Origin of the sequence: Psychrobacter sp. VH5 (genome assembly GCF_050572635.1) — a bacterium.
In the GTDB taxonomy this organism is placed as follows: domain Bacteria; phylum Pseudomonadota; class Gammaproteobacteria; order Pseudomonadales; family Moraxellaceae; genus Psychrobacter; species Psychrobacter celer.
Map to the genome: position 1 here is coordinate 726,075 of NZ_CP192145.1, position 21,667 is coordinate 747,741.

Sequence of the window (21,667 nt, forward strand, 5' to 3'; positions counted from 1 at the left end):
TCATAAAACCTAATCAGTTTTAAAAAGCCAATCTTTCATGATTGGTTTTTTTTTGCCTAAAATAACTTAAAAACTCTGTCAGGCTGATGGCTTTTTATCATGAAGCCGCTTATAAAAGAGCCATTAAGCTTACGGATTTCTTGCTATATCATTGGTTTATCGGTTTACTCACAGATTACTTCTTGTAACTTGTGTCCTGCTTACTTATCATAGGGGCTGTTTTCGGTAAAGTCCTGTAACGCCATGTCTGTACAATTGCCTCCTTATCGTCCCATCAAGCACCGTAGTGGCCTTAAAGTCATGGGTGCGGCATTTCATGCGTTGCTGATGCGTGAGCTACAGACGCGCTTTGGTGGCTATCGTCTGGGCTATCTATGGGCACCACTTGAAGTCTTGTTCCAAGTGCTTATCTTTTTGGTTATCTTTGGCGTGATTATTGAGCGCGCTTTACCAGGGATGGGTTTTCCGCTGTTTTTGGTGACAGGCATGGTGCCTTTTCGCATGTTTCAAACGATAGCGACGAGAGCATTAGGCGCTGTTGAAGGAAACAAAGGCTTGTTGATGTATCGCTCGATACGTCATATCGATGTCATTATTGCTCGATCGGTATTAGAGCTGATCATCTACTTTATTACCTCGATTATTTTGTTAGTTGGTTTGGCTTTTTTTGATATTTATGCCAGCTTAGAGAATCTACACATCGTATTGTTTTGCTGGATCACACTGTTTTTATTTAGTTTTGGCATTGCACTGATGATGATGGTTATTGGTTATTATGGTGGTGAGATTAGCAAGGTGATTACCATTATATTTACCATCTTGTACTTTGCTTCTGGCATTATTTACCCGATTCATGTGGTACCAGAGCCATACTTTAGCTACCTGCTTTACAATCCTTTTATTCATAATATCGAACTGATCAGGCATGCTTTTGCCCCTAATTATCCCGCTTATCATATTGATATCACCTATTTTTTGAAGTGGACAGTGGCTGTCAACTTCTTAGGTCTACTCATGTATAAAGCGGTAGAAAAAGATCTAATACGCTCAAAATAAAGCTCGTAGTGTTTCATTTTTATGATATTTATAATATCTAGTTTTATTTTATGGTAAATAAATGATTGAAGTTAAAAATATTTCTAAGTCATTTATGACAAAAAAAGGTCGGCATTATCTTTTTAAAGATCTCAATCTGACCATTGGTGATAAGCAAAGCGTTGGCTTGCTCGGGCGTAATGGCGCGGGTAAGTCAACCTTGCTGCGTATCATTTGCGGACTTGATGAGCCAGACCATGGCGAGATCATCACCGACTCTACCATCTCATGGCCAGTCGGTGTGGCAGGAGGCTTTCAAGGCAGTTTGACGGGTCGGCAAAACGTCCGCTTTGTGTGCCGGCTGTATTCTAGCGGGGCCTATATTGATGAAAAAATTCGTTTTGTCGAAGAGTTTGCAGATATTGGTAACTATTTTGATATGCCGGTCAAAAGCTACTCATCTGGTATGAAGGCTCGTTTGACCTTTGGGCTGAGTCTGGCGTTTGATTTTGATTATTATATGCTCGATGAAGCCGGAGCGGTGGGTGACGCGGCATTTCGTAAGCGCAGCGAAGAGATTTTGGCCGCCCGCCGAGAGCAAGCAGGGTTTTTGATAGTGTCGCATAATATCGGTGATATTAAGCGTAACTGCGATATTGGTATTGTATTAATGGATCAGACAGCACACGTCTTTGAAGATACAACAGAAGCGATTGAGGTTTATGAAAAGCATATCCACAAAGCAAAAAAGTAAGATAATTAACCTCTCGTTATTTATCGGCTTAGTCATACTGCCTTGGGTGCTCGTGATATTTTATGTCATGACGCTGGCTCATCCGCGTTATATATCGACCGCTGATGTGGTAGTAAAGCAAGTCAGCGAGTCAAGTGTGCCGTCCGGTGGTGGTCTGTCTGCGCTACTGGGTGTCAATAGCACCAGCAAAGAAGACGCCACCTATCTGACGGAGTACATTTTATCGAATGATATGGTCAAGCGCCTTGATGATAAGTTTAAGTTTCGCGAGGCTTATTATGTCGATGGTTCAGACCCCATCTATGAGATTGATCCGGATGCCACGCAAGAAGAGCTACTCGATTACTTCAAAAAGCGGGTACACATCAACCTTGATGAGCAAAGCTATGTGCTGTCGGTGGCGACAGAAGCCTTTGATTCACGCTATGCGTTTGAGCTAAACAAAACCATCTTGAACGAGTCTGAGCAATTCGTAAACCGTATCTCACAAGAAGTTGCGCGTGATCAGTTGGTGTTTGCCGAAACCCAATTAGAAGAGTCACAAGATCGCCTAAACGACGCCAAAGAGCAGCTATTAAACTATCAAAATAAAAATGAGATTTATGACCCGCAGGCCAACGCCCAGATTATCAATCAGCTGATTGGCAGCCTACAAGGACAGCTGAGCTCTCTACGTACTGAGGAGCGGCAACTGCTTAGCTATCTCAATCCTGATGCGCCGCAAGTGGTGTCGATCAGAAGCCAAATCAAAGCGATTGAAGCGCAAATTCGTCAAGAGCAAACCAAGCTGACCTCGCCAAATACCACCAAGCTAAACCGTCAAGCGGTGCAGTTTGAGACCATCAAAGCGGATGTGGACTTTGCCACAGAGCTGTATAAGCTATCGCTATCATCACTTGAAAAGGCGCGCCTAGAAGCCTTTAAAAAGATGAAAAACCTGATTGTGATCTCAACCCCTTATGAGGCCGAAGAAGCGTTGTATCCACGCCGCGCTTATATCATTTGGACATCACTTATATTGTTATTGATATTCTACGGTTTTGTGCGCTTGGTGATGGCCGTTGTCCGCGATCATCGTAGCTAGTTTTGCGGTCTGCCAGCTTTGACCGACCAGATATCACTAATGATCGACAGATCAGTAAAGGAATATAATTCATGAATACGAAACCACGTGCGATCGTGATGATGATAAGTGTGGCGATGGCTGCTACGAGCATGTCAGCAAACGCCGTCAGTTATGCTGAGCAAATGGCAGGCTCTAGCTTTGGTACAAGCGCCAATAATGCCAGCCAAGATCAAAATCGCAATAATATCAATGTTTCAACCCAAGCGTTTGCTGGCGGTGTACCTGGACAGGCCACCACCCAAGAAGCGGTGAATGCCGCCAGCTTGCCTAGTCAGTCGGTTATTAACACCACCCGCCCTTACCAAGACATCAACACCCAAGACATGATGTTTGGTGAGCAGCTATTTCGCGGGGCTTTTTCGACCACCTCCGGCTCGACCTTTAACGATAGCTATGTGATAAATCCAGGCGACAATGTCCAAGTACGCATGTGGGGCGCTTATCAATTTGCCTCCACCATGACAGTCGATCCACAAGGCAATATTTTCTTGCCAAACGTCGGTCCGGTACGTATCGCTGGGGTTCAAAACGGCAACTTACAAAACGTGGTCAAAAGCGCGGTCAATCGTATTTATCGCTCAAACGTCGGCGTCTATGCTTCTTTAGAGCAAGCACAGCCGGTCAAAGTATTTGTCACCGGTTTTGTCAAGCAGCCTGGTTATTATGGCGGGCTGGCGGCGGACTCGGTGCTGTCTTATCTCGACAGGGCGGGCGGCGTCGACCCAACACGCGGCAGCTTTATCGACATTCAGATCAAACGCAATGGCCAAATGCTTCAGCAAGTCAATCTTTATGATTTTTTATTGGCCGGTAAGTTGCAGCCTTTTGCCTTTCGTGATGGTGATGTGATTACAGTGGCCCCGCAGAAAAAAACCTTTGCCGTGAGTGGTGAGGTACAAAACGAATATACCTTTGAGTTTGATGTCAACGATCTGACCATCGGTGATGTCTTGCAAGTGGCCAATCCTGCCGCAAACGCTACCAACGTCAGTATTACCCGCAGTGCAGGCCGCGCCCAGACAGCGGAGTATTACTCACTGGCAGAGGCGCAAAACGTACCTGTTTATAATGGCGATCAAATGGTGGTAACGTCCGATCGTTACGCCGGCACCATTGCTGTGCAGGTAAAAGGGGCGCATACAGGTAATGGTGCGATGGTCGTACCATACGGTGCCCGTCTCAAAGACATCGTGCCGCAATTACAACCAAGCCCGCTGGCTAAGTTGACACATTTGACCATTTATCGTCAGTCAGTCGCTGAGCAGCAAAAACGCATGATCAATGAGTCGCTTGATCGCCTAGAAGAGCTGACACTTGCCACGCAGTCAACGACTCGTGAAGAGGCCGCACTGCGTCAAGATGATGCCGCTTTGGTCAAGCAGTTTGTGGCAAAAGCGCGAAATGTACAGCCAGATGGTCAGATCGTTGTGGTGCCAAACTCATGGCAAGACATTATCCTTCAGCAAGGCGATGTCATCGAGATCCCCGCGCAGACGTCTGTGATTACGGTCAATGGACAGGTACGCGCGCAAGGGGCGTTGACCTTTAACCCAGATTATACCGTCGGCGATTATGTGGCCAATTCAGGCGGCTTCGGTGATAATGCAGATACCAAAGAGATTTTGGTTGTCCATCAAAATGGCGCCAGCGAAGTGGTGAATACCGCTTATCGTATCCAGCAAGGCGATGAGATTATGGTATTGCCAAAGGTTAAAACCAAACGAGTAGAGATTGCGCGCGGACTGTCGCAGATTTTCTATCAGTTGGCCATCGCTGCAAAAGTGGTGCTGGATCTATAACGACTGATAGGTGTTTTATAGGATAAGGTGTTTATACTAAAATATCAGTGATTGGTAAATCACTGATTGACAAGGGGAAATAATGGCAAACAGCGTCACAGATGAAGGCAAAAACGCCTCTATATCGGCCTTTGATGATACGCTGTTTTTGCCCTTAACCCAGCGCTTGCGGCCGATGCAACTGGCGGTGATTGGTAAAGGTATGCAGCGTAATAATCTTTTGCTACCACAAGTGCTGCATGCTGATATTCAGCGCTGGTATCCGTGGTCAGCGAGGCAACAAGGTGTCACGGCTCCTGCTGCATCACTGCTGTCTAGGTTGCCCTTACCAAGCCGTATCAAGAATCAGATCAAAACCATATCGAAGCCTCAGCCTGAGGCTTTTATCGGTTGGGGACGCAAAAAAAGCTTTCAGCGCGCCCACAAAGCCGCCAGCAAACAAAGCTGTGCTGTGCTGAGTATCGAAGACGGATTTTTGCGCTCATTAGACTCTGGCATCAGTAGCCGCCACGCTGTCAGTGTGGTTGTCGATGATGTGGGTATTTATTTTGATTTGACCCAAAGCTCGCGCTTAGAGCAGCTTATCGTTGCTCGTGCCAGTTTTGACAATCATAACACTCATAACAATCGTGACAGTGCTGGGCATCATGCGCTGCATCACAGTCGTGCTCAGCAGCTGATGTCACGCATTTGCGCAGAAAAGCTGAGTAAATATAATGCGGTGACGACTTGCCCCTCACTCAATGAGTTGGCAAACAGTAAAGCGGCAAAGCGAAAAGTCGCCAGTACCGCAAACACTCCTCGGCCGGCACATATCTTATTAATCGATCAAGTCGCAGGCGATGCCTCTGTCAAAGGGGCTGGTGCAGATAAACGTCAGTTTAGACGTATGCTAAAAGCCGCTTGCCGCAATCATCCGAATGCCCATATTTGGATAAAAGCACACCCTGCTGCCCGCACAGGCTATCTGACTGGTCTCAAGTTACCCAAAAATGTGCAGGTGTTGACACAGGTGCTCAATCCTATCGCCTTACTGACGCAGGTCGATCATGTGTATACAGTCAGCTCGCATATGGGTTTTGAGGCGCTGATGCTCGGCAAGCAGGTGCACTGCTTTGGGGTCAACTGGTATAGTGGCTGGGGGCTGACAGATGATAGCGGTGCGCCCAAACGCTTGTATCATACTGTCATGGACCGTCGTCAAAACTTTGCGAAGGGTTTGCCGCCGTCCAAACCACAGCCTAATTCAGCCTTGTTTCCACCAGCTTTTTCTCAAACGACGTCTAAAGCCAATATGGCGAGAAACGTGAGCGCAACTTTAGAGGTGTTGTTTTATAGCGCTTATGTCGATTATAGTCACTATGTCGATCCTGCGAGCAGCAAAGCTTGCGACATAGAGGCGGCGATTGAGTGGCTGGTGACCAACCGTCACTGGCAGTCGCAGCTGGCAGGTCGTTTGACGGCTTATGAATTTAGCCGCTGGAAGCTGCCATTTGTTAAGGCTTTTGTGGATCTGCCGCGTACCGATTTGTTTATAAAACCAAAACCTCGCCTAAAAAACCTGCTGCATCCCGATCATTTACGGGTGGATTATCAGCAGCCGTTACTGGTTTGGGGCTTAGCAAAGCGGCAGCAGGTACAACAAAAACGCCAGCGCAAGCAGATAGGTTTTGGTGCAGATAGCCCAGCTATCTACTGTATGGAAGATGGTTTTATCCGCTCCAACGGTCTAGGCGCAACGCTACTGGCGCCTTTATCTGTGGTGATAGACAGACAAGGCATCTATTACGACGCCACCGCGCCCTCGGATTTGGAGACGCTGCTACGCCACTGTCAGCCGCTAAGTCAGTCGCAGCGTCAGCGCGTCCAAAACCTACAAACCAAACTGCTCACCCAGCGAGTCAGTAAATACAATGTGGGTGCGAGCATCAGTCGTCAGGCAAGTCATGATGGCAGCTGGCTCATACAGGCAAAGCAGTCTGGCAAGCGTCGCCTCCTCATCGTTGGACAAGTAGAAGATGATCTCTCAGTGCAGCACTGCGGGTCAATGATCAAAAAAAACCGTGATCTGATCGCGCGCGTTAGGCAAGACAATCCTGATGCATATCTCATTTATAAACCGCATCCTGATGTGGAGGCAGGGCTGCGCGCTGGCAAGGTAGGTGCTGATGGCTTACAGCTGGTAAATGCGGTCGCTTATGATACCGCGATGCCTGACTGCCTAGAAGGGGTCAATGCGGTGCATACCATCAGCTCGTTGACAGGTTTTGAGGCGCTGCTTCGCGGTTTGAGTGTGACGTGTTATGGTCTGCCGTTTTATGCAGGGTGGGGGCTGACCACAGATATCGACGCGCAGCTGCCGCCAAAATCTCAGTATCTGACCAGACGTAATCGCGCCACTCCTTTATCGCTTGAGCAGCTATTGTATTGTACTCTGATTCGCTACCCGTTATATCGCCTGCCAAATGGCCACGGGCTGGCGCAAGTGGAGCAGGTCATCGACTATTTGTACCCGCCTGATGACGATGCTTTGATGGTCAGTTCAGAGGCTTTCATTACTCCCAGCACCAAGAGCCCTATGCGCGCTTTATTACCAACGCCTACCCAATTAAAACGCCGCGCCGCGACGCGTTTTATGCAGTATCGCCATCAGTGGCAACAGCGTCTAAGTAATAAACCGCACTAACCTTATCTCAACAATCAACGTAAATCCCCTGCGACAATCATGCCTTTTTTAGGTATAATTGCCTGTCGTTTATGCGGTTTTTTTGTATATTGGCCTGTTTTAATGCGACCTTCTTTTTCTTTGATTAATGGTAATTTGATACTATGACAGCTTCGATGTCTCATCTGCTTACTCATCGACATGTCTTGCTATTACAAGGAAAAATGGGCGGGTTTTTTCATCGTTTCTCAAGCTTTTTGCAGACGCAAGATATCAAGGTCAGCAAGATTAACTTTAATGCTGGCGATGCGCTGTTTTATCATCATCCCAATACTTACGAATACACAGGCACATTGGCGCAGTTTTCGTCGTGGTTGTCTGCTTTTATTCAAGAGCAAGGGATCGATGCCATCGTCTGCTTTGGCGACTGCCGTCCGCACCATACTCAAGCGGCGCGGGTCGGTGAGCAGCTAGGCACCTCATTTTTCGTATTTGAAGAAGGCTATTTGCGCCCTGATTACATCACCTTGCAAGAGCATGGCATCAATGGCTACTCACGCCTCAATACGGCTGATATCAAGGCGCTGAAAAAAGCCAACGACCAGCCGCTATATACGCATAATCGCTTTTATCGCTTGAGCGTCGCGGCTGTCGTTTACTATGCGGCCACTTGGCTGTATAAAAGCCGCTACCCGCATTATTCCCATTATCGTGGCATGACCGCCTGGCAAGAGGCAATCGCTTGGCTAAAAGCACCGTGGCGCAAGCTACGTGGCTACTTACCTGACAAGCGCTTACAACAGCGGCTAACGCGGCAAGATAGCAACAATTATTTTTTGATTAGCTTACAGGTGCATAATGACTCGCAAATCACTCATCACAGTGACTATCGTGATGTGGTGCAGTTTATTGACGAGGCCATCGCAAGCTTTGCCCATCATGCCGATGCTGCGCAGCTGCTGGTATTTAAGCATCATCCGCTAGACCGAGGTCATCGGGATTATCGCGAGTTGGTAGCAAGTTTGGCAGCGCGCTATCAAGTCGCAAACCGAGTGTTTTATGGCTGTGATATGCATCTGCCCACCTTGATGAAGCACAGTATCGGAATGGTGACCATCAATAGCACCACGGGTCTACAATCGATATATCATAAAAAACCGACCAAAGTTATGGGCCGCGCTATCTATGACACTCCCAAACTGACGGATCAAAAGCCACTCGATAAATTCTGGCAGCAGCCAAAGGGCCCCGACAACGAGTTTTATCTGCGCTTTCGTGAGTATCTGATAGAGCAAACTCAGCTAAATGGTGCTTTTTATGGCAAGTCGCCATGGATATATAAGTATCTGAGCGCGACAAAAGACACTGACAATTCGGCGTTCTCTGAGAGTAAGATGCCCTAAAAAATAACGGGGATAAACGTGAAATATCGCAAAAGACACAGGCGCGATAAACAAATTAGCCAACAATCTGTTGCCTTCTTTTTTTCTGTAGCGTTATCGGCTTGTAACCTCACTGGTAAATACTTTGCCAACAAATAAAATCGCCTTACTTTATAGTGGAAAACTGCTAGAATACGCTTTTATGTTTGCGCATAACGGTTGGCGTCTTCAGTGGTTGGTTAAAGATAGTGATACCGGATGTCGGTCTGATAATGTCTGGATCTTTATGGCTCATTTATAGGTCGCCAGTTTTTAGATAGCGACTTTTTAGATAGCGACCGTGTGACATGCGCCTGACAGCATTTGCTCGAATCTTTTATTCTATCACCCTTAATTTAGTAGGCGCTTTGTGACTGCATTAGCAAATATTCGTAACTTTTCAATCATTGCCCACATTGATCATGGCAAGTCGACGCTTGCCGATCGTTTTATCCAGATGTGCGGTGCCTTGCAAGATCGCGAGATGCAAGCGCAGGTACTCGACTCCATGGATATCGAGCGTGAGCGCGGTATCACGATTAAGGCGCAGTCGGTCACTTTGTTTTATGACCATCCAAATGGCGAGCGCTATCAGCTTAACTTTATTGACACACCAGGCCACGTCGACTTTTCTTATGAAGTGTCGCGCTCACTTGCTGCCTGTGAAGGGGCACTGCTGGTGGTGGACGCCGCGCAAGGCGTCGAAGCACAGTCGGTGGCCAACTGCTACACCGCGGTCGATCAAGGTTTGGAGGTTATGGCAGTCTTAAATAAAATTGATTTGCCACAAGTAGAGCCTGAGCGCGTGATTCAAGAGATTGAAGACATCATCGGGATTGAAGCCATTGATGCGCCGCGTGTCTCTGCCAAATCAGGTCTAGGTGTCGATAAGCTATTAGAAACGTTAGTAGATGTTATCCCTGCGCCCACAGGCGACCGCGAAGCCCCGCTACAAGCCCTTATCATTGACTCTTGGTTTGACAGCTATTTGGGCGTGGTATCGTTGGTTCGTGTCCGTGAAGGGACGGTGAAAAAAGGCGATAAGATTTATATCAAATCGACCAAAGAATCTCATCCTGTCAGCTCTATCGGTGTCTTTACGCCAAAACCTGTCGACACCGGCGTCCTAGAAGCAGGGGAAGTGGGTTTTGTCATCGCTGGTATCAAGGACATCGCAGGCGCGCCGGTAGGCGATACCATCACGCATGCCAGCACGCCTGACGTTGAGCGTATCCCAGGTTTTCAGCAAATCACTCCGCAGGTCTATGCAGGCATGTTCCCTGTCGATGCCAATGATTTTGAAAAATTCCGTGAAGCCTTACAAAAACTACAAATCAACGACGCCTCGCTTTTCTTTGAGCCAGACACCTCGGATGCGTTAGGGTTTGGTTTCCGCTGTGGCTTTTTGGGCATGCTGCATATGGAGATTATCCAAGAGCGTTTAGAGCGCGAGTATGACTTGGATTTGATCACCACTGCGCCGTCGGTGATTTATGAGATTGTCAAAAAAAACGGTGAGATTATCTATGTCGATAATCCATCGAGATTGCCTGAGCCAAACAATATCGAAGAGTTCCGCGAGCCGATTGCCCGTTGTCAGATTTTAGTGCCGCAAGATTACTTGGGCAACGTCATGACTTTGTGTATCGAGCGCCGCGGTGTACAGGTCGATATGCGCTTTATGGGCAAGCAAGTCCAGCTGATCTTTGATATTCCGATGGGTGAAGTGGTCATGGACTTCTTTGACCGTCTAAAATCAGTCTCGCGCGGCTTTGCCTCATTGGATTATAACTTTGAGCGTTATCAAGTCGATAAGCTGGTGAAAGTGGATGTACTCATCAATGGTGATCGAGTTGATGCGCTAGCGATGATTGTACATCAGGACCAAGCACGCTTCCGTGGCAACCAGCTAGTGACCAAGATGAAAGAGCTGATTCCGCGTCAGATGTTTGATGTGGCAATTCAGGCGGCGATTGGTAGCCAAATTATCGGTCGTAGTACGGTCAAAGCCATGCGTAAAGATGTCCTAGCCAAATGTTATGGCGGTGACGTATCACGTAAGAAAAAGCTGTTGGCTAAGCAAAAAGCGGGTAAAAAACGTATGAAGCAGGTGGGTAGCGTCGAGATTCCACAAGAAGCCTTCTTAGCCGTGCTGCAAGTGGATAGCTAAGAGTACATGCTGCTTTGGTAAAGGTTTGATAAAAAATACGTCACATATGGTTTGATCTTATCGATGCTGCAATAAGATAAGCCGCTTGTTAATAGGCAAGTTATTATGGATTTTGATTTTAATTTAATTTTAGTGCCATTAACCATCGGCTTAGGTATCATTTGGCTATTAGATAAGTTGACCCTCAAACAGCGTAAGACTCGCGGACGCGGCAAGGAGAGCTTATTGGTCCGCTGGGCCTATGACTTTTTCCCCGTATTGGCCGTAGTGTTAGTGGTACGCTCATTTTTGATTGAGCCTTTTAATATTCCCTCATCATCGATGGTGCCTACGCTGTACACAGGCGACTTTATCGCGGTCAATAAGTATGCGTATGGTGTGCGTCTGCCTTTGACGTACAATAAAGTATTGGACACAGGCGAGCCTGAGCATGGCGACGTGGCCGTGTTTCGCTATCCAGAAAACCCAAGTATTTACTACATAAAGCGTGTGATTGGTCTGCCAGGGGATACGGTGAGCTATGATAACGGGACGCTTGCGATCAATGACGTACCAGTGAAAACCAAGCCTGTCAGCTTTACGGCCAATACAGATCTGACGTCTCAGCTTTATTTGCCAGGACAGATTGCCCCCGGTCAAATACTCACCGAAGAGAGTGCTGCTGCCATGGGCCAGCAAGAAGAGCGTGAAGCGCAGTATTTTGCCGAAACCCAAGGGGATACGACGCATCTTGTGCGCTACTTGACCGATATGAATAGCGCGCAATATGCGCCTTTTTTGCAGCAGCAAGCGCCAGAAGTGGTCAGCTCTGAGGGTACACAGTGGCGTATCCAGGTACCAGAAGGTCAGTATTTTGTGATGGGTGATAACCGTGATCGCAGTGCTGACGGTCGGTTTTGGGGTTTTGTGCCCGAACAAAACCTAGCGGGCAAAGCGGTCTACATCTGGATGCATAAGCCACCAGGTCTAAACCTGCCCACTTTTGCACGTAACGGTACGATTCACTAACCGTAAAGGCTGACTAGAGCGCCTCTTCACTTAGGGTTTGGTTTGAGGCAGCGCGTACAAGCTTGATATGTGTGCTGATAAAAAGCAGCAGCGCCGCTATTGGTTTTTTTATCGATAATAGTTTTGTGCTACTATTGTTACTATCTAATCAACGATCGCCTCATAGGTAGGCGGCGGTTAAAAATAGTGATTTATCAATATGGACCAGTAGAGGAAAAGAATCATGCAGCAGATATCTGGCTTGGCAACGCAGCGCGGTGCAAGTGTGACCAGTATCGTTTTAGTCATTATGGTTTTGGGTGTTGCTGCCAAACTCATCGTTGCTATCGTACCCGCTCACATCGGTGATTACCAGTTAAATAAGACTTTGAGTGCCCAGCTAAAAGAGTCGAATAATAATAATGAAACCGCCAGACAGTACGTCGAACGTGTCAATCGGCAGCTATCTATCAACGCTGATTATGACACCAAAGCAGAAGATGTCTTTACCTTTACCAATAAAAAAACGGGTCAACTGGCGATTCATAAGCAGTATGCGGTCACCAATAACTTCTTTGGCAATGTCGATATCGTCAATCGTTTTGAGGCCGATATCGATATGAATAGCGCAGAGTAGCGCAGCCGAGCCGCCGATGATTTTTATAGCGCATTTATCATTCTAACCATTCACCACCTCAGTAAAAACAGAAGGGATAACCATAAGCCACGCATGAAACCAACTTCGCAGCATTCCCAAGCGGTTACTACTCCCAAAAAAAATAGCACGTCTGTCGACAACCACGTTGTAAGTACAGAGTTTGCCCAACGATTAGCGGTTTTGACGCGCAAATTAGGCTATGTGTTCAACGATTTGAGCTTGCCAAAGCTTGCGCTGACGCACCGCTCTTTTGACAGCAAAAAAAACTACGAGCGTTTAGAGTTTTTGGGTGACGCCCTGCTAGGGATGATCGTCGGAGAAGCTTTGTACCATCGTTATCCGACGCAAAATGAAGGGCGATTGACGCGTATGCGAGCCACCTTGGTACGTCAAGAGTCGCTGGTAATCATCGCGCAAAATCTTGAGCTATCCAACCATTTAATTTTAGGCGTGGGTGAGCGTAAAGGTGGCGGACGCAATCGCGCTTCTATCTTGGCCGATGCTGTAGAGTCTTTGATTGGGGCGATTTACCTAGATAGCCAAGACATGGACATCACGCGCCAGTGCGTACTGTCGTGGTATGGGGATTTGATCGACAATGTCAACGATCAAAAAGCCTTAAAAGATGCCAAAAGTCGTTTGCAAGAGTGGCTACAGTCCAAGCAATTTGATTTACCGCATTATGAGCTATTAGAAACTCGAGGGAATGCGCCGCATCAGATATTTGTGGTGCGCTGTCATGTCAATATCAATGAATGCCCTGACATTACTGAGTCTGGTGAGAGTCGCCGTATCGCTGAGCAAAAAGCGGCCGAGCTGATGATTAATCAGTTGCACAAGCTGCCAAACTCTGCCAAAAAACGCTTATAGCAAGTGATAAACCCACAGCCTGACATATAATATGGTTATTGCAAGGTAAGTTTGTCCACGTTGATTTTACTCGTCTTGACCGCATATATTATAAATGTTTACCTATATTATTAGCCCATAACGCAATGGATGTTTTAATATTGGTGATAATGCACCATTTAACGCCTAGTGATTTTTTATCAAACACCGTTTGGCTGGTGATAAACCCTACAGGATTACCTTATGAGCAATCATTCTGATTTGCCATCACACAATGCAGATAATACTGACAATATGACTGAAAACACCCCCATGCCCGCAGACCAAAATCAGGTAGCAATGAGCACAGACGAGATCAATCAGTCAGAAGATGTCTCATTAGAAAACGATGCCACCATTGAGGCGTTTTTTGCCCCGAGTAGTCAGACGCGTATCGCGGAAGATTTCAAGTCGGGCTATGTGGCGATTGTTGGTCGTCCAAACGTGGGTAAATCGACACTGATGAACCACTTGCTTGGGCAAAAACTGTCTATTACCTCGCGCAAGCCGCAAACCACCAGACATCGTATCCACGGTATTTTGTCAAACCATGAGATGCAAGCGGTGTTTGTCGATACGCCAGGTATCCATCGTAACGAAGTACGGGCAATCAATGAGCGTATGAACAAAGCCGCGGTTTCGGCTTTGGTCGATGTTGATTTGGTGCTATTTGTGGTCGACTCGGATCAATGGCGCGATGACGATCTGCTTACCTTGCAAAAACTTGGTGAGACAGATCTGACCGTGGTATTGGTAATCAATAAAGCTGATACCTTAAAGGATAAAGGTACGCTCTTGCCCCTGATCGAAACGTTCCACGAAAGTTTTGACTTTGCTGATATCGTTCCTGTGTCTGCGCTAAAAAACCAAAACCTCGATCGCTTACAAGAGGTGATCGCCTCACACTTACCAGTGGCGTCGCCTATTTATGATACCGAGCAAATCACCGACCGCTCAGAGCGCTTTTTGGCCAGTGAAATCATTCGCGAAAAAATCATGCGCAGTGCAGGCGATGAAGTGCCCTATGATTTGACCGTGCAAATTGATGAGTTCAAAGACGAGCCTGCGCATACAGATGCCAAAACTGGCCGTCCACGCAAAGCTTGTACCTTTATTGATGCGACCATCTATGTGGAGCGTAGCGGACAAAAAGCCATCGTCATCGGAGATAAAGGCCAGCGTATCAAGCAAGTCGGCATGGACGCTCGCAAGGATATGGAGCAACTGTTTGACAAAAAAATCATGCTGACCTTATGGGTAAAAGTCAAACGTGGCTGGTCTGATGACGAACGAGCCTTGACCAGTTTGGGCTATTGATGAGCAGCGATACCGATAGGTATAGACGTTTTTAAGCCGCCTGATAAACATGGGTGCTGAGGTAATAGACATGCGTAACGAAGCGTTGACAGGTTACTTATTGCATCAGCGTCCTTATCAAGAAAAGCGCGCATTATATTGTCTTTTTTCTCAGCAGCATGGGGTCATACATGGGGTTGGCAAAAAAGGCGCACCGCTATTTATGCCTTTGCAGCTATTTGCCAGTGGCAAGCGTGATTTAAAGACGTTTAGTCAAATCAACATCGCTGTACACAGTAACAGTAATAGACATGAAAAAGTCTCTTTAGATGCTCATCCCGATGATACAGCGGTAGATGACGCTCACACGCTTGCTGCCATGCCTTATGAGACAATCACGGGTCAGCAGCAGTATTCGGCATTGTATCTCAACGAGATATTGTGGCGTCTTTTGCCAACCGAAGACCCAATGCCGGTACTGTGGCAGCACTACCAAAACAGCCTATACCAACTCAAACAGCCTTTGACCCAGCAGCAGCTGCGTCTATGCTTGCGTCAATTTGAAAAGCACCTATTTGATGAGCTTGGTTTTACCCTGACTCTCAGTCATGACAGTATGCAAGACGCGATTGTGCCTGAGGGACTATATCGGTTTTTGCCAGATGCTGGGTTTTTGGCCATATCGCGTGACACCATAGAGTCTGAGCATTTAACAAGTGCCAGTGGCTATGCGGTGTTTTTGGGTGCAGATATCATAACAATGGCGCAGTCAGGCATCACTACCACGACGCTAAACGACTGGTCAAAACTACATCGTCATCTGATTGATCATTTATTAGAGTATCAGCCCCTGCAAAGTCGATTGTTGTGGCAGCAGCAGCGGCGCTATCAATGATTACGTCTAGCAGTAGTCACCTTTATCAATCAATCGTTACGTCTATCAATAGTCATGCCTGTCTATTAGGTCTCGTTATTAAAAGGATGTCTTATGACCACTTCTTCACCGTCCGCCGCTCATGGTACTTTGCAAAAACCTTTGTTAGGAGTCAATATTGACCATGTAGCGACATTGCGTCAAGCACGCGGTGTCAATTATCCAAGCCCTTTGGCAGCCGCTTTACTGTGTGAAAAGGCGGGCGCTGACGGTATCACGATACACCTACGCGAAGATCGTCGCCATATTCAAGATGCTGATGTTTATGAGATAGCAGAGCAGCTGACGACGAGAATGAATTTAGAAATCGCTGCAACAGAGGAGATGCTAAAAATTGCCAGTGAGGTCAAGCCATACTGGGTATGTCTGGTGCCTGAAAAGCGTGCTGAGCTAACCACAGAAGGCGGTCTTGATGTCGCAGGACAACTGGCTTGGTTGACCGATTATATCGGCAAGCTACAAGCGGCGGGCATTAAAGTGTCACTGTTTATTGACCCTGACGACAAACAAGTCGCAGCAGCCATCGAGTGCGGCGCGGATGCCATCGAGCTACATACCGGTGCTTATGCCGAAGCAGGTTTGGCCGGTGATGCAGATGCCCAGCAAAATGAGCTGGCGCGCATCAAAGCGGCGGTTGCGGCTGCGCAACGTCTCAATAACCAGCTACTGGTCAATGCAGGTCATGGCCTCACACGTGACAATGTCCATGCCATTGCACAGATAGAAGGGATTTATGAGTTAAACATCGGCCATGCGCTCATCGCAGATGCCGTATTTGCCGGACTAGAGCAGGCCGTCTTGATGATGAAGCAGGCTATGCATCAAGGCAGCTAATGCATATATAGCCAATCCGATATAAAAAGGATACAGCGAGCGGCGTCATCACAGCACGCAAGAAAAACAACTCTTTATTGAGCCGTTTTTAGCCCACTTAGATAACTATCGAGTGAATTGAAGGCACGCCCTAGCTATTACACTGCGTAGGATGATGCTCATTGTGCTTTTGCTTGATGATACCTTGTTGATTAAATGAGATAAGATACATGGCTTTATTATAAGTGGCCGTTGGGCAGTATTTTATATGACCAAAGTGCCCACGCGGTTTGCCACTATCTCCCCAAAACTTAGTATAGTGGCGTCTGCCGCCTACGCGTAACATCACCTTACTGTATTTTAGCTTCAGTGACTGCTGCACCAACAGCTGATCGACCTGCGCATCGAAGTGCTTGTTGTTATTTTTATCGATAAATAACAAAAGGGTTTTGTCACTGTTTCTATGACAGCGGCCACCTGCGTTTGATAAGCACAGCAACACGTTTTGTCTTCTGATAAAACTTTCAGCCTTGGCTAAAGCAAGTGTATCCTCTAATTGGTTTTTGACGCGTTCAGCTTCCATCCGCGCCAGCTGCGTCTGTATGGCTGGTGCCGCCATCATCGCTATAATAGCCAGTATCGCAACTGTGATAATCAGCTGAATTAAGGTGAAACCCTGACAACTTTTATACACGTGCGGACAATTCGCGATTTTGGGTTTATCTAATGAAGTGATTGGATATGGTGAGCGTGGCGACCAAGCTATACAGTCTTTACCTCTCTTGTCTTTATCTCTCTTATAAAGCAAGTAACGTCTTACTTTGTCAAATAACAGTGCGCCCAAGACCAACGTTACTTTACCAGCGCGACCAACGCGGCAAACTCTAAGTAGCTCTATCCTAAGTAGCCAGTTCATGAGGCGTGTAACCTATACTAAGTGAAGGAATCTAATAACGAGGTCCCACTTATTTCCTTGTTACTTCATTTTATATTTGCATTTTTAAATATATTGCTATTTTTTTATCAAAGTGCCATTAATTTGCTTTACATAAAACTGTATAAATACACTACAATATACAGTAAATAAATGTCGACTTATGGAGTTTAAACAAAATATATGTCTACTGTCAAAAAATGTTTCAATTGGTGAATGCTGGGTTTTAACAATAGAGAAAAATTACTAACTGTATTAAAATACGCTCAGACAGTAGGTATTGTTAAGTGAACTATCTATTGCGAACTGACATACAAAAGATAAAAAGCGTAAGGTGTGTTAGTTCTAGGTAACTTATGCTGGTTATTGTGTTTTAGTTACGACATTATCGTGTAATAATGTGTAGCTCGTTAACGAAAAAAGTTGTAAACTGAATTGATAATCGCTAAGCTACTCCTTAATTGGTTTTGCTTTGTAACTTAAAATTCGTAAGAGATGTCTATTTTAGAGCGTCTTTAGAAGCGGTTTTGCTTAACGCATCACTAAAATTATCCTTTGGAGGAAGTCCATGAAATTGAATAAAATTGCTCTAGCTCTGGTTGCTGTAGCAGCTGCGCCTTTAGCAGCAAATGCTGGCGTAACAATCAGCCCGCTATTACTTGGTTATCACATGACTGAAGAGTTCAGCGATACTAGTGATAAGCAACGTGATATCCTAAAAACTGGTAAAGACCTATATATCGATGGCAACGGTAACTCAATTGATGGCCGTGGCGGTAACGTACCAAACGGTGGCGTAGCGCAAGAAAGCGGTCTTTATACTGGTGCTGCTCTTGGTATCGAATTGACACCTTCTACGCAGTTCCAAGTTGAGTATGGTGTTACTAATACCAATGGCGAAGCTTCAGAAAGATCAGCAGACGCTGGCGTAAACCGTTTTGACGTAGAACAAACCATGCTTTCTGGTAACTTCTTGATCGGTACTGAAGAGTTCACGGGTTACACTGACAACGCATTCAAACCATATGTATTGGTTGGTGCTGGTCAATCTAAAATTGAAGTAGAAAACCAAGAAACTTATGGTCCTGCTGAAGGTTCGTCTGTAGGTACAGTTAATGCTGGTACTGAAGTATCAAACTCTAAAGACACTATCGGTAACCTAGGTCTAGGTGCTATGTATCGTATTAACGATGCACTAAGCCTACGTGGTGAAGCTCGTGCGATTCACAACTTTGACAACAACTGGTGGGAAGGCATGGCATTGGCTGGTCTAGAAGTTGTACTTGGTGGCCATTTAGCACCTACAGTAGCAGTACCACCTATGCAAGAGCCAGTAGTTGACAACACGCCAGTCGTGGTTGTTGATGATCTTGATTCTGATGGTGATGGTGTACCTGATAGCATCGACGCTTGCCCAGATACTCCAATGAACGTTGTCGTTGATGAGCGCGGTTGCCCAGTTCCAGTAGATATTACTGATGAGCTAAAAATGGAACTACGCGTATTCTTTGACAACGACAAGTCAACGATCAAAAACCAGTACAAGCCAGAAATCGCTAAAGTTGCTGAGAAGATGCGTGAGTATCCTAACTCTACCGCTCGCGTAGAAGGTCATGCTTCTAAGACTGGTCCTTCAGCACGTTATAACCAACGTCTATCTGAAGCTCGTGCCGTTGCGGTTAAATCTATGCTAACTAACGAATTTGGTATCGAGCCAAACCGTCTAACCACTGTTGGCTATGGTTACAACAACCCAATCGCGCCAAACGACACTGAAGAAGGTCGTGCTATGAACCGTCGTGTTTATGCCATCATCACTGGTGACAAAACAATGACTGTTGAGCAAACTAAAGACATGGTTGTTCAGTAAATAACAACTGATAGACTCAAGTCTTGAGTGAAAAACACTCATATATAGTTACAAAAAAAGCTGCCCATAGGGTGGCTTTTTTTTATTTATGTATTGAGAAAAGCAAGTAATTACATAAATTTATCGGGCAATAATGTTATACTAGCAGCCCAAACATTCTGTAAATTGACAGAGTGTACATTAGCATAGCTATCTGTATGATGAATTTATCAGTGTAGGTATTTGATTCTCTTGAAATAATTAAAAAGTCGGTACTTATTGGACGACTTTTTAAATCAGTATTAAATACCTGTCTGATTGATGATAAAAGTTTATCCAGCGGCGCTTATTGCTACTGCATTTTTTTAAGACGAAACGAGCATTTTATATGGCGAACGATATCAAACACCTGCGTAACATTGCAATTATTGCCCACGTTGACCACGGTAAAACCACTTTGGTTGATAAGTTATTACATCAGTCTGGTACTTTTGGCGACCGTGCAAACATTGCTGAGCGTGCGATGGACTCAGGTGATATTGAGCAAGAACGTGGTATTACTATTTTGGCTAAAAACACAGCCATCCGCTGGACAGATCAGACTGATGGTACCGAATACCGTATCAACATTGTAGACACCCCAGGTCACGCCGATTTTGGCGGTGAAGTCGAGCGTGTTATGTCAATGGTTGATTGCGTCTTGTTGGTAGTGGACGCGGTTGATGGCCCAATGCCACAAACTCGTTTTGTGACGCAAAAAGCATTTGAACAAGGTCTAAAGCCGATCGTGGTTATCAATAAAATCGACCGTCCAGGCGCGCGTCCTGACTGGGTCATGGATCAAATCTTTGATCTATTTGATAATTTGGGCGCAACCGATGAGCAGCTTGATTTCCCAGTAGTATATGCTTCAGCGCTAAACGGTATTGCAGGTTTAGATGCTGATGATTTGGCAGAAGACATGACGCCGCTATTTAAAACCATCGTTGATGTGGTACAGCCACCTCAAGTAGATGCAGATGCGCCATTCCGTATGCAAATCTCAAGCCTTGATTACAACAGCTTTGTTGGTGTTATCGGGGTTGGTCGTATCCAGCGCGGTAAAGTAAAGACCAACACACAGGTCACGATTATTGATAAAAACGGCAAAACACGTAACGGCCGTATTTTAAAAATCATGGGTTACCACGGTCTTGAGCGTATCGATGTAGAAGATGCGCAAGCAGGTGATATTGTTTGTATCACGGGTATCGATGCACTAAATATCTCAGACACCATCTGTGATCCAAACCATGTAGAAGCCCTGCCAGCGTTGACGGTTGATGAGCCAACGGTATCTATGAACTTCCAAGTAAACAACTCACCGTTTGCTGGTCGTGATGGTAAGTTTGTGACGTCGCGTAATATTCGTGAGCGTCTAGAGCGCGAACTGATTCACAACGTCGCCCTGCGCGTAGAAGATACAGAATCTCCTGATAAATTTAAAGTATCAGGTCGCGGTGAGCTACACCTTTCAGTATTGATCGAAAACATGCGCCGTGAAGGTTTTGAGCTTGGGGTATCAGGTCCTGAAGTTATCGTAAAAGAAGTCGATGGTAAGCTACAAGAACCGTATGAAAACGTGGTTTTTGATATCGAAGAAGAGCATCAAGGCCCTATCATGGAGCAAGTTGGTCTACGTAAAGGCGAGATGACCAATATGGAGCTTGATGGTAAAGGTCGTATGCGTATTGAGGCAACGATGCCTGCGCGCGGTTTGATTGGTTTCCGTTCTGAGTTTTTAACGCTAACCTCAGGCACGGGCATCATGACATCGAGCTTTTCTCACTATGGTCCGCAAAAGATTGGTGATGTCGGTGGCCGCGCTAATGGTGTGTTGGTATCTATGGCCAATGGCGTATGTCTAGGTTTTGCACTATTTAACCTACAAAAACGCGGTAAGCTATTTGCTGAGCCACAGCTAGAAGTCTACGAAGGCATGATCGTCGGTCTAAACTCACGTAGTGATGATATGACCGTTAACCCAACGACGGCAAAACAGCTAACCAACGTTCGTGCTAGTGGTACTGATGAAGCGTTGACATTGACGCCAGCTGTGAAGTTCACCCTTGAGCAAGCGCTTGAATTTATTCAAGATGATGAGTTGGTCGAGGTGACACCAAAAGCCATCCGTATCCGTAAGCGTTATTTGACGGAAAATGAGCGTAAGCGTCACAGTCGTAGCAAAAAAGCATAAGACAAGCCAGAGCTTAAATACTCAGTGCTAAAATATAGTACGAAAGTTTATTTAAGCTAAAAGTTCAGTAATAAAAACGGCTAACCCCCTAGGGTTAGCCGT

Annotated in this window: 16 protein-coding genes; 15 read left to right on the forward strand and 1 reads right to left on the reverse strand. The window is 46.1% G+C overall.

Going from position 1 to position 21,667, the window contains the following annotated elements:
• Window positions 1-243 precede the first annotated feature (243 nt).
• The 13 genes from ACNFVB_RS03110 to pdxJ all read left to right on the forward strand — a co-directional run bounded on the left by ACNFVB_RS03110 (window position 244) and on the right by pdxJ (window position 16,567).
• A complete protein-coding gene (locus ACNFVB_RS03110) occupies window positions 244-1,056 on the forward strand; it encodes an ABC transporter permease (RefSeq protein ID WP_207969427.1) in 813 nt (270 codons plus the stop codon).
• A gap of 61 nt (window positions 1,057-1,117) precedes the next feature.
• Window positions 1,118-1,789 (forward strand): ABC transporter ATP-binding protein, encoded by a 672-nt coding sequence (locus ACNFVB_RS03115; RefSeq protein WP_075102002.1) that lies wholly within the window; start codon window positions 1,118-1,120, stop codon window positions 1,787-1,789.
• A complete protein-coding gene (locus tag ACNFVB_RS03120; protein ID WP_430738065.1) occupies window positions 1,758-2,873 on the forward strand; it encodes a capsule biosynthesis protein in 1,116 nt (371 codons plus the stop codon). Before ACNFVB_RS03115 ends, ACNFVB_RS03120 begins: the two co-directional genes overlap by 32 nt.
• 71 nt (window positions 2,874-2,944) lie before the next feature.
• Complete coding sequence (locus ACNFVB_RS03125; RefSeq protein ID WP_430738066.1) at window positions 2,945-4,714, forward strand: polysaccharide biosynthesis/export family protein; 1,770 nt, start codon at window positions 2,945-2,947, stop codon at window positions 4,712-4,714.
• A gap of 82 nt (window positions 4,715-4,796) precedes the next feature.
• Window positions 4,797-7,400, forward strand: a complete 2,604-nt coding sequence (locus tag ACNFVB_RS03130; protein WP_430738067.1) for a capsular polysaccharide biosynthesis protein — start codon at window positions 4,797-4,799, stop codon at window positions 7,398-7,400.
• 143 nt (window positions 7,401-7,543) lie between these two features.
• Window positions 7,544-8,782 carry a capsule biosynthesis protein gene (locus ACNFVB_RS03135; RefSeq protein ID WP_430738068.1) on the forward strand — a complete coding sequence of 413 codons (1,239 nt, stop codon included), beginning with the start codon at window positions 7,544-7,546 and terminating at the stop codon, window positions 8,780-8,782.
• Window positions 8,783-9,170: 388 nt separating this feature from the next.
• Window positions 9,171-10,970: a translation elongation factor 4 gene (gene lepA / locus ACNFVB_RS03140; RefSeq protein ID WP_274632853.1), complete on the forward strand. Its 1,800-nt coding sequence runs from the start codon at window positions 9,171-9,173 to the stop codon at window positions 10,968-10,970.
• Window positions 10,971-11,075: 105 nt separating this feature from the next.
• The gene (lepB, locus tag ACNFVB_RS03145) at window positions 11,076-11,978 is read left to right on the forward strand and encodes a signal peptidase I (RefSeq protein WP_075102008.1); all 903 of its coding nucleotides are present in this window, start codon (window positions 11,076-11,078) and stop codon (window positions 11,976-11,978) included.
• A gap of 223 nt (window positions 11,979-12,201) precedes the next feature.
• The gene (locus ACNFVB_RS03150; protein WP_226941337.1) at window positions 12,202-12,594 is read left to right on the forward strand and encodes a DUF4845 domain-containing protein; all 393 of its coding nucleotides are present in this window, start codon (window positions 12,202-12,204) and stop codon (window positions 12,592-12,594) included.
• A gap of 93 nt (window positions 12,595-12,687) precedes the next feature.
• A complete protein-coding gene (rnc, locus tag ACNFVB_RS03155) occupies window positions 12,688-13,485 on the forward strand; it encodes a ribonuclease III (protein WP_105244814.1) in 798 nt (265 codons plus the stop codon).
• A gap of 318 nt (window positions 13,486-13,803) precedes the next feature.
• Entirely contained in the window at window positions 13,804-14,820 is a 1,017-nt protein-coding gene (gene era / locus ACNFVB_RS03160) for a GTPase Era (protein ID WP_288995734.1), read from the forward strand.
• Between the two features lie 70 nt (window positions 14,821-14,890).
• Window positions 14,891-15,694: a DNA repair protein RecO gene (recO, locus tag ACNFVB_RS03165; RefSeq protein ID WP_430738069.1), complete on the forward strand. Its 804-nt coding sequence runs from the start codon at window positions 14,891-14,893 to the stop codon at window positions 15,692-15,694.
• A 93-nt stretch (window positions 15,695-15,787) separates the two neighbouring features.
• A complete protein-coding gene (gene pdxJ / locus ACNFVB_RS03170) occupies window positions 15,788-16,567 on the forward strand; it encodes a pyridoxine 5'-phosphate synthase (protein ID WP_430738070.1) in 780 nt (259 codons plus the stop codon).
• A gap of 130 nt (window positions 16,568-16,697) precedes the next feature.
• Here pdxJ and ACNFVB_RS03175 read toward each other — a convergent pair whose 3' ends face one another.
• Window positions 16,698-17,240 (reverse strand): pilus assembly FimT family protein, encoded by a 543-nt coding sequence (locus ACNFVB_RS03175; protein WP_430738071.1) that lies wholly within the window; start codon window positions 17,238-17,240, stop codon window positions 16,698-16,700.
• An 808-nt stretch (window positions 17,241-18,048) separates the two neighbouring features.
• Between ACNFVB_RS03175 and ACNFVB_RS03180 the strand changes: the two genes are divergently transcribed.
• Both ACNFVB_RS03180 and typA read left to right on the forward strand, forming a co-directional pair.
• Window positions 18,049-19,350, forward strand: a complete 1,302-nt coding sequence (locus tag ACNFVB_RS03180) for an OmpA family protein (RefSeq protein WP_430738072.1) — start codon at window positions 18,049-18,051, stop codon at window positions 19,348-19,350.
• A gap of 367 nt (window positions 19,351-19,717) precedes the next feature.
• Complete coding sequence (gene typA, locus ACNFVB_RS03185; RefSeq protein ID WP_198335993.1) at window positions 19,718-21,565, forward strand: translational GTPase TypA; 1,848 nt, start codon at window positions 19,718-19,720, stop codon at window positions 21,563-21,565.
• The last annotated feature ends 102 nt before the right edge of the window (window positions 21,566-21,667 follow it).

Bases quoted from the DNA above. Each gene is read 5' to 3' on its own strand.
- ACNFVB_RS03125 (WP_430738066.1), top strand. From the start codon at position 2,945: ATGAATACGAAACCACGTGCGATCGTGATGATGATAAGTGTGGCGATG.
- era (WP_288995734.1), top strand. From the start codon at position 13,804: ATGAGCACAGACGAGATCAATCAGTCAGAAGATGTCTCATTAGAAAAC.
- ACNFVB_RS03135 (WP_430738068.1), top strand. From the start codon at position 7,544: ATGACAGCTTCGATGTCTCATCTGCTTACTCATCGACATGTCTTGCTA.
- ACNFVB_RS03150 (WP_226941337.1), top strand. From the start codon at position 12,202: ATGCAGCAGATATCTGGCTTGGCAACGCAGCGCGGTGCAAGTGTGACC.
- typA (WP_198335993.1), top strand. From the start codon at position 19,718: ATGGCGAACGATATCAAACACCTGCGTAACATTGCAATTATTGCCCAC.
- ACNFVB_RS03180 (WP_430738072.1), top strand. From the start codon at position 18,049: ATGAAATTGAATAAAATTGCTCTAGCTCTGGTTGCTGTAGCAGCTGCG.
- ACNFVB_RS03110 (WP_207969427.1), top strand. From the start codon at position 244: ATGTCTGTACAATTGCCTCCTTATCGTCCCATCAAGCACCGTAGTGGC.
- recO (WP_430738069.1), top strand. From the start codon at position 14,891: ATGCGTAACGAAGCGTTGACAGGTTACTTATTGCATCAGCGTCCTTAT.
- ACNFVB_RS03120 (WP_430738065.1), top strand. From the start codon at position 1,758: ATGAAAAGCATATCCACAAAGCAAAAAAGTAAGATAATTAACCTCTCG.
- ACNFVB_RS03115 (WP_075102002.1), top strand. From the start codon at position 1,118: ATGATTGAAGTTAAAAATATTTCTAAGTCATTTATGACAAAAAAAGGT.
- ACNFVB_RS03130 (WP_430738067.1), top strand. From the start codon at position 4,797: ATGGCAAACAGCGTCACAGATGAAGGCAAAAACGCCTCTATATCGGCC.
- lepB (WP_075102008.1), top strand. From the start codon at position 11,076: ATGGATTTTGATTTTAATTTAATTTTAGTGCCATTAACCATCGGCTTA.
- rnc (WP_105244814.1), top strand. From the start codon at position 12,688: ATGAAACCAACTTCGCAGCATTCCCAAGCGGTTACTACTCCCAAAAAA.
- pdxJ (WP_430738070.1), top strand. From the start codon at position 15,788: ATGACCACTTCTTCACCGTCCGCCGCTCATGGTACTTTGCAAAAACCT.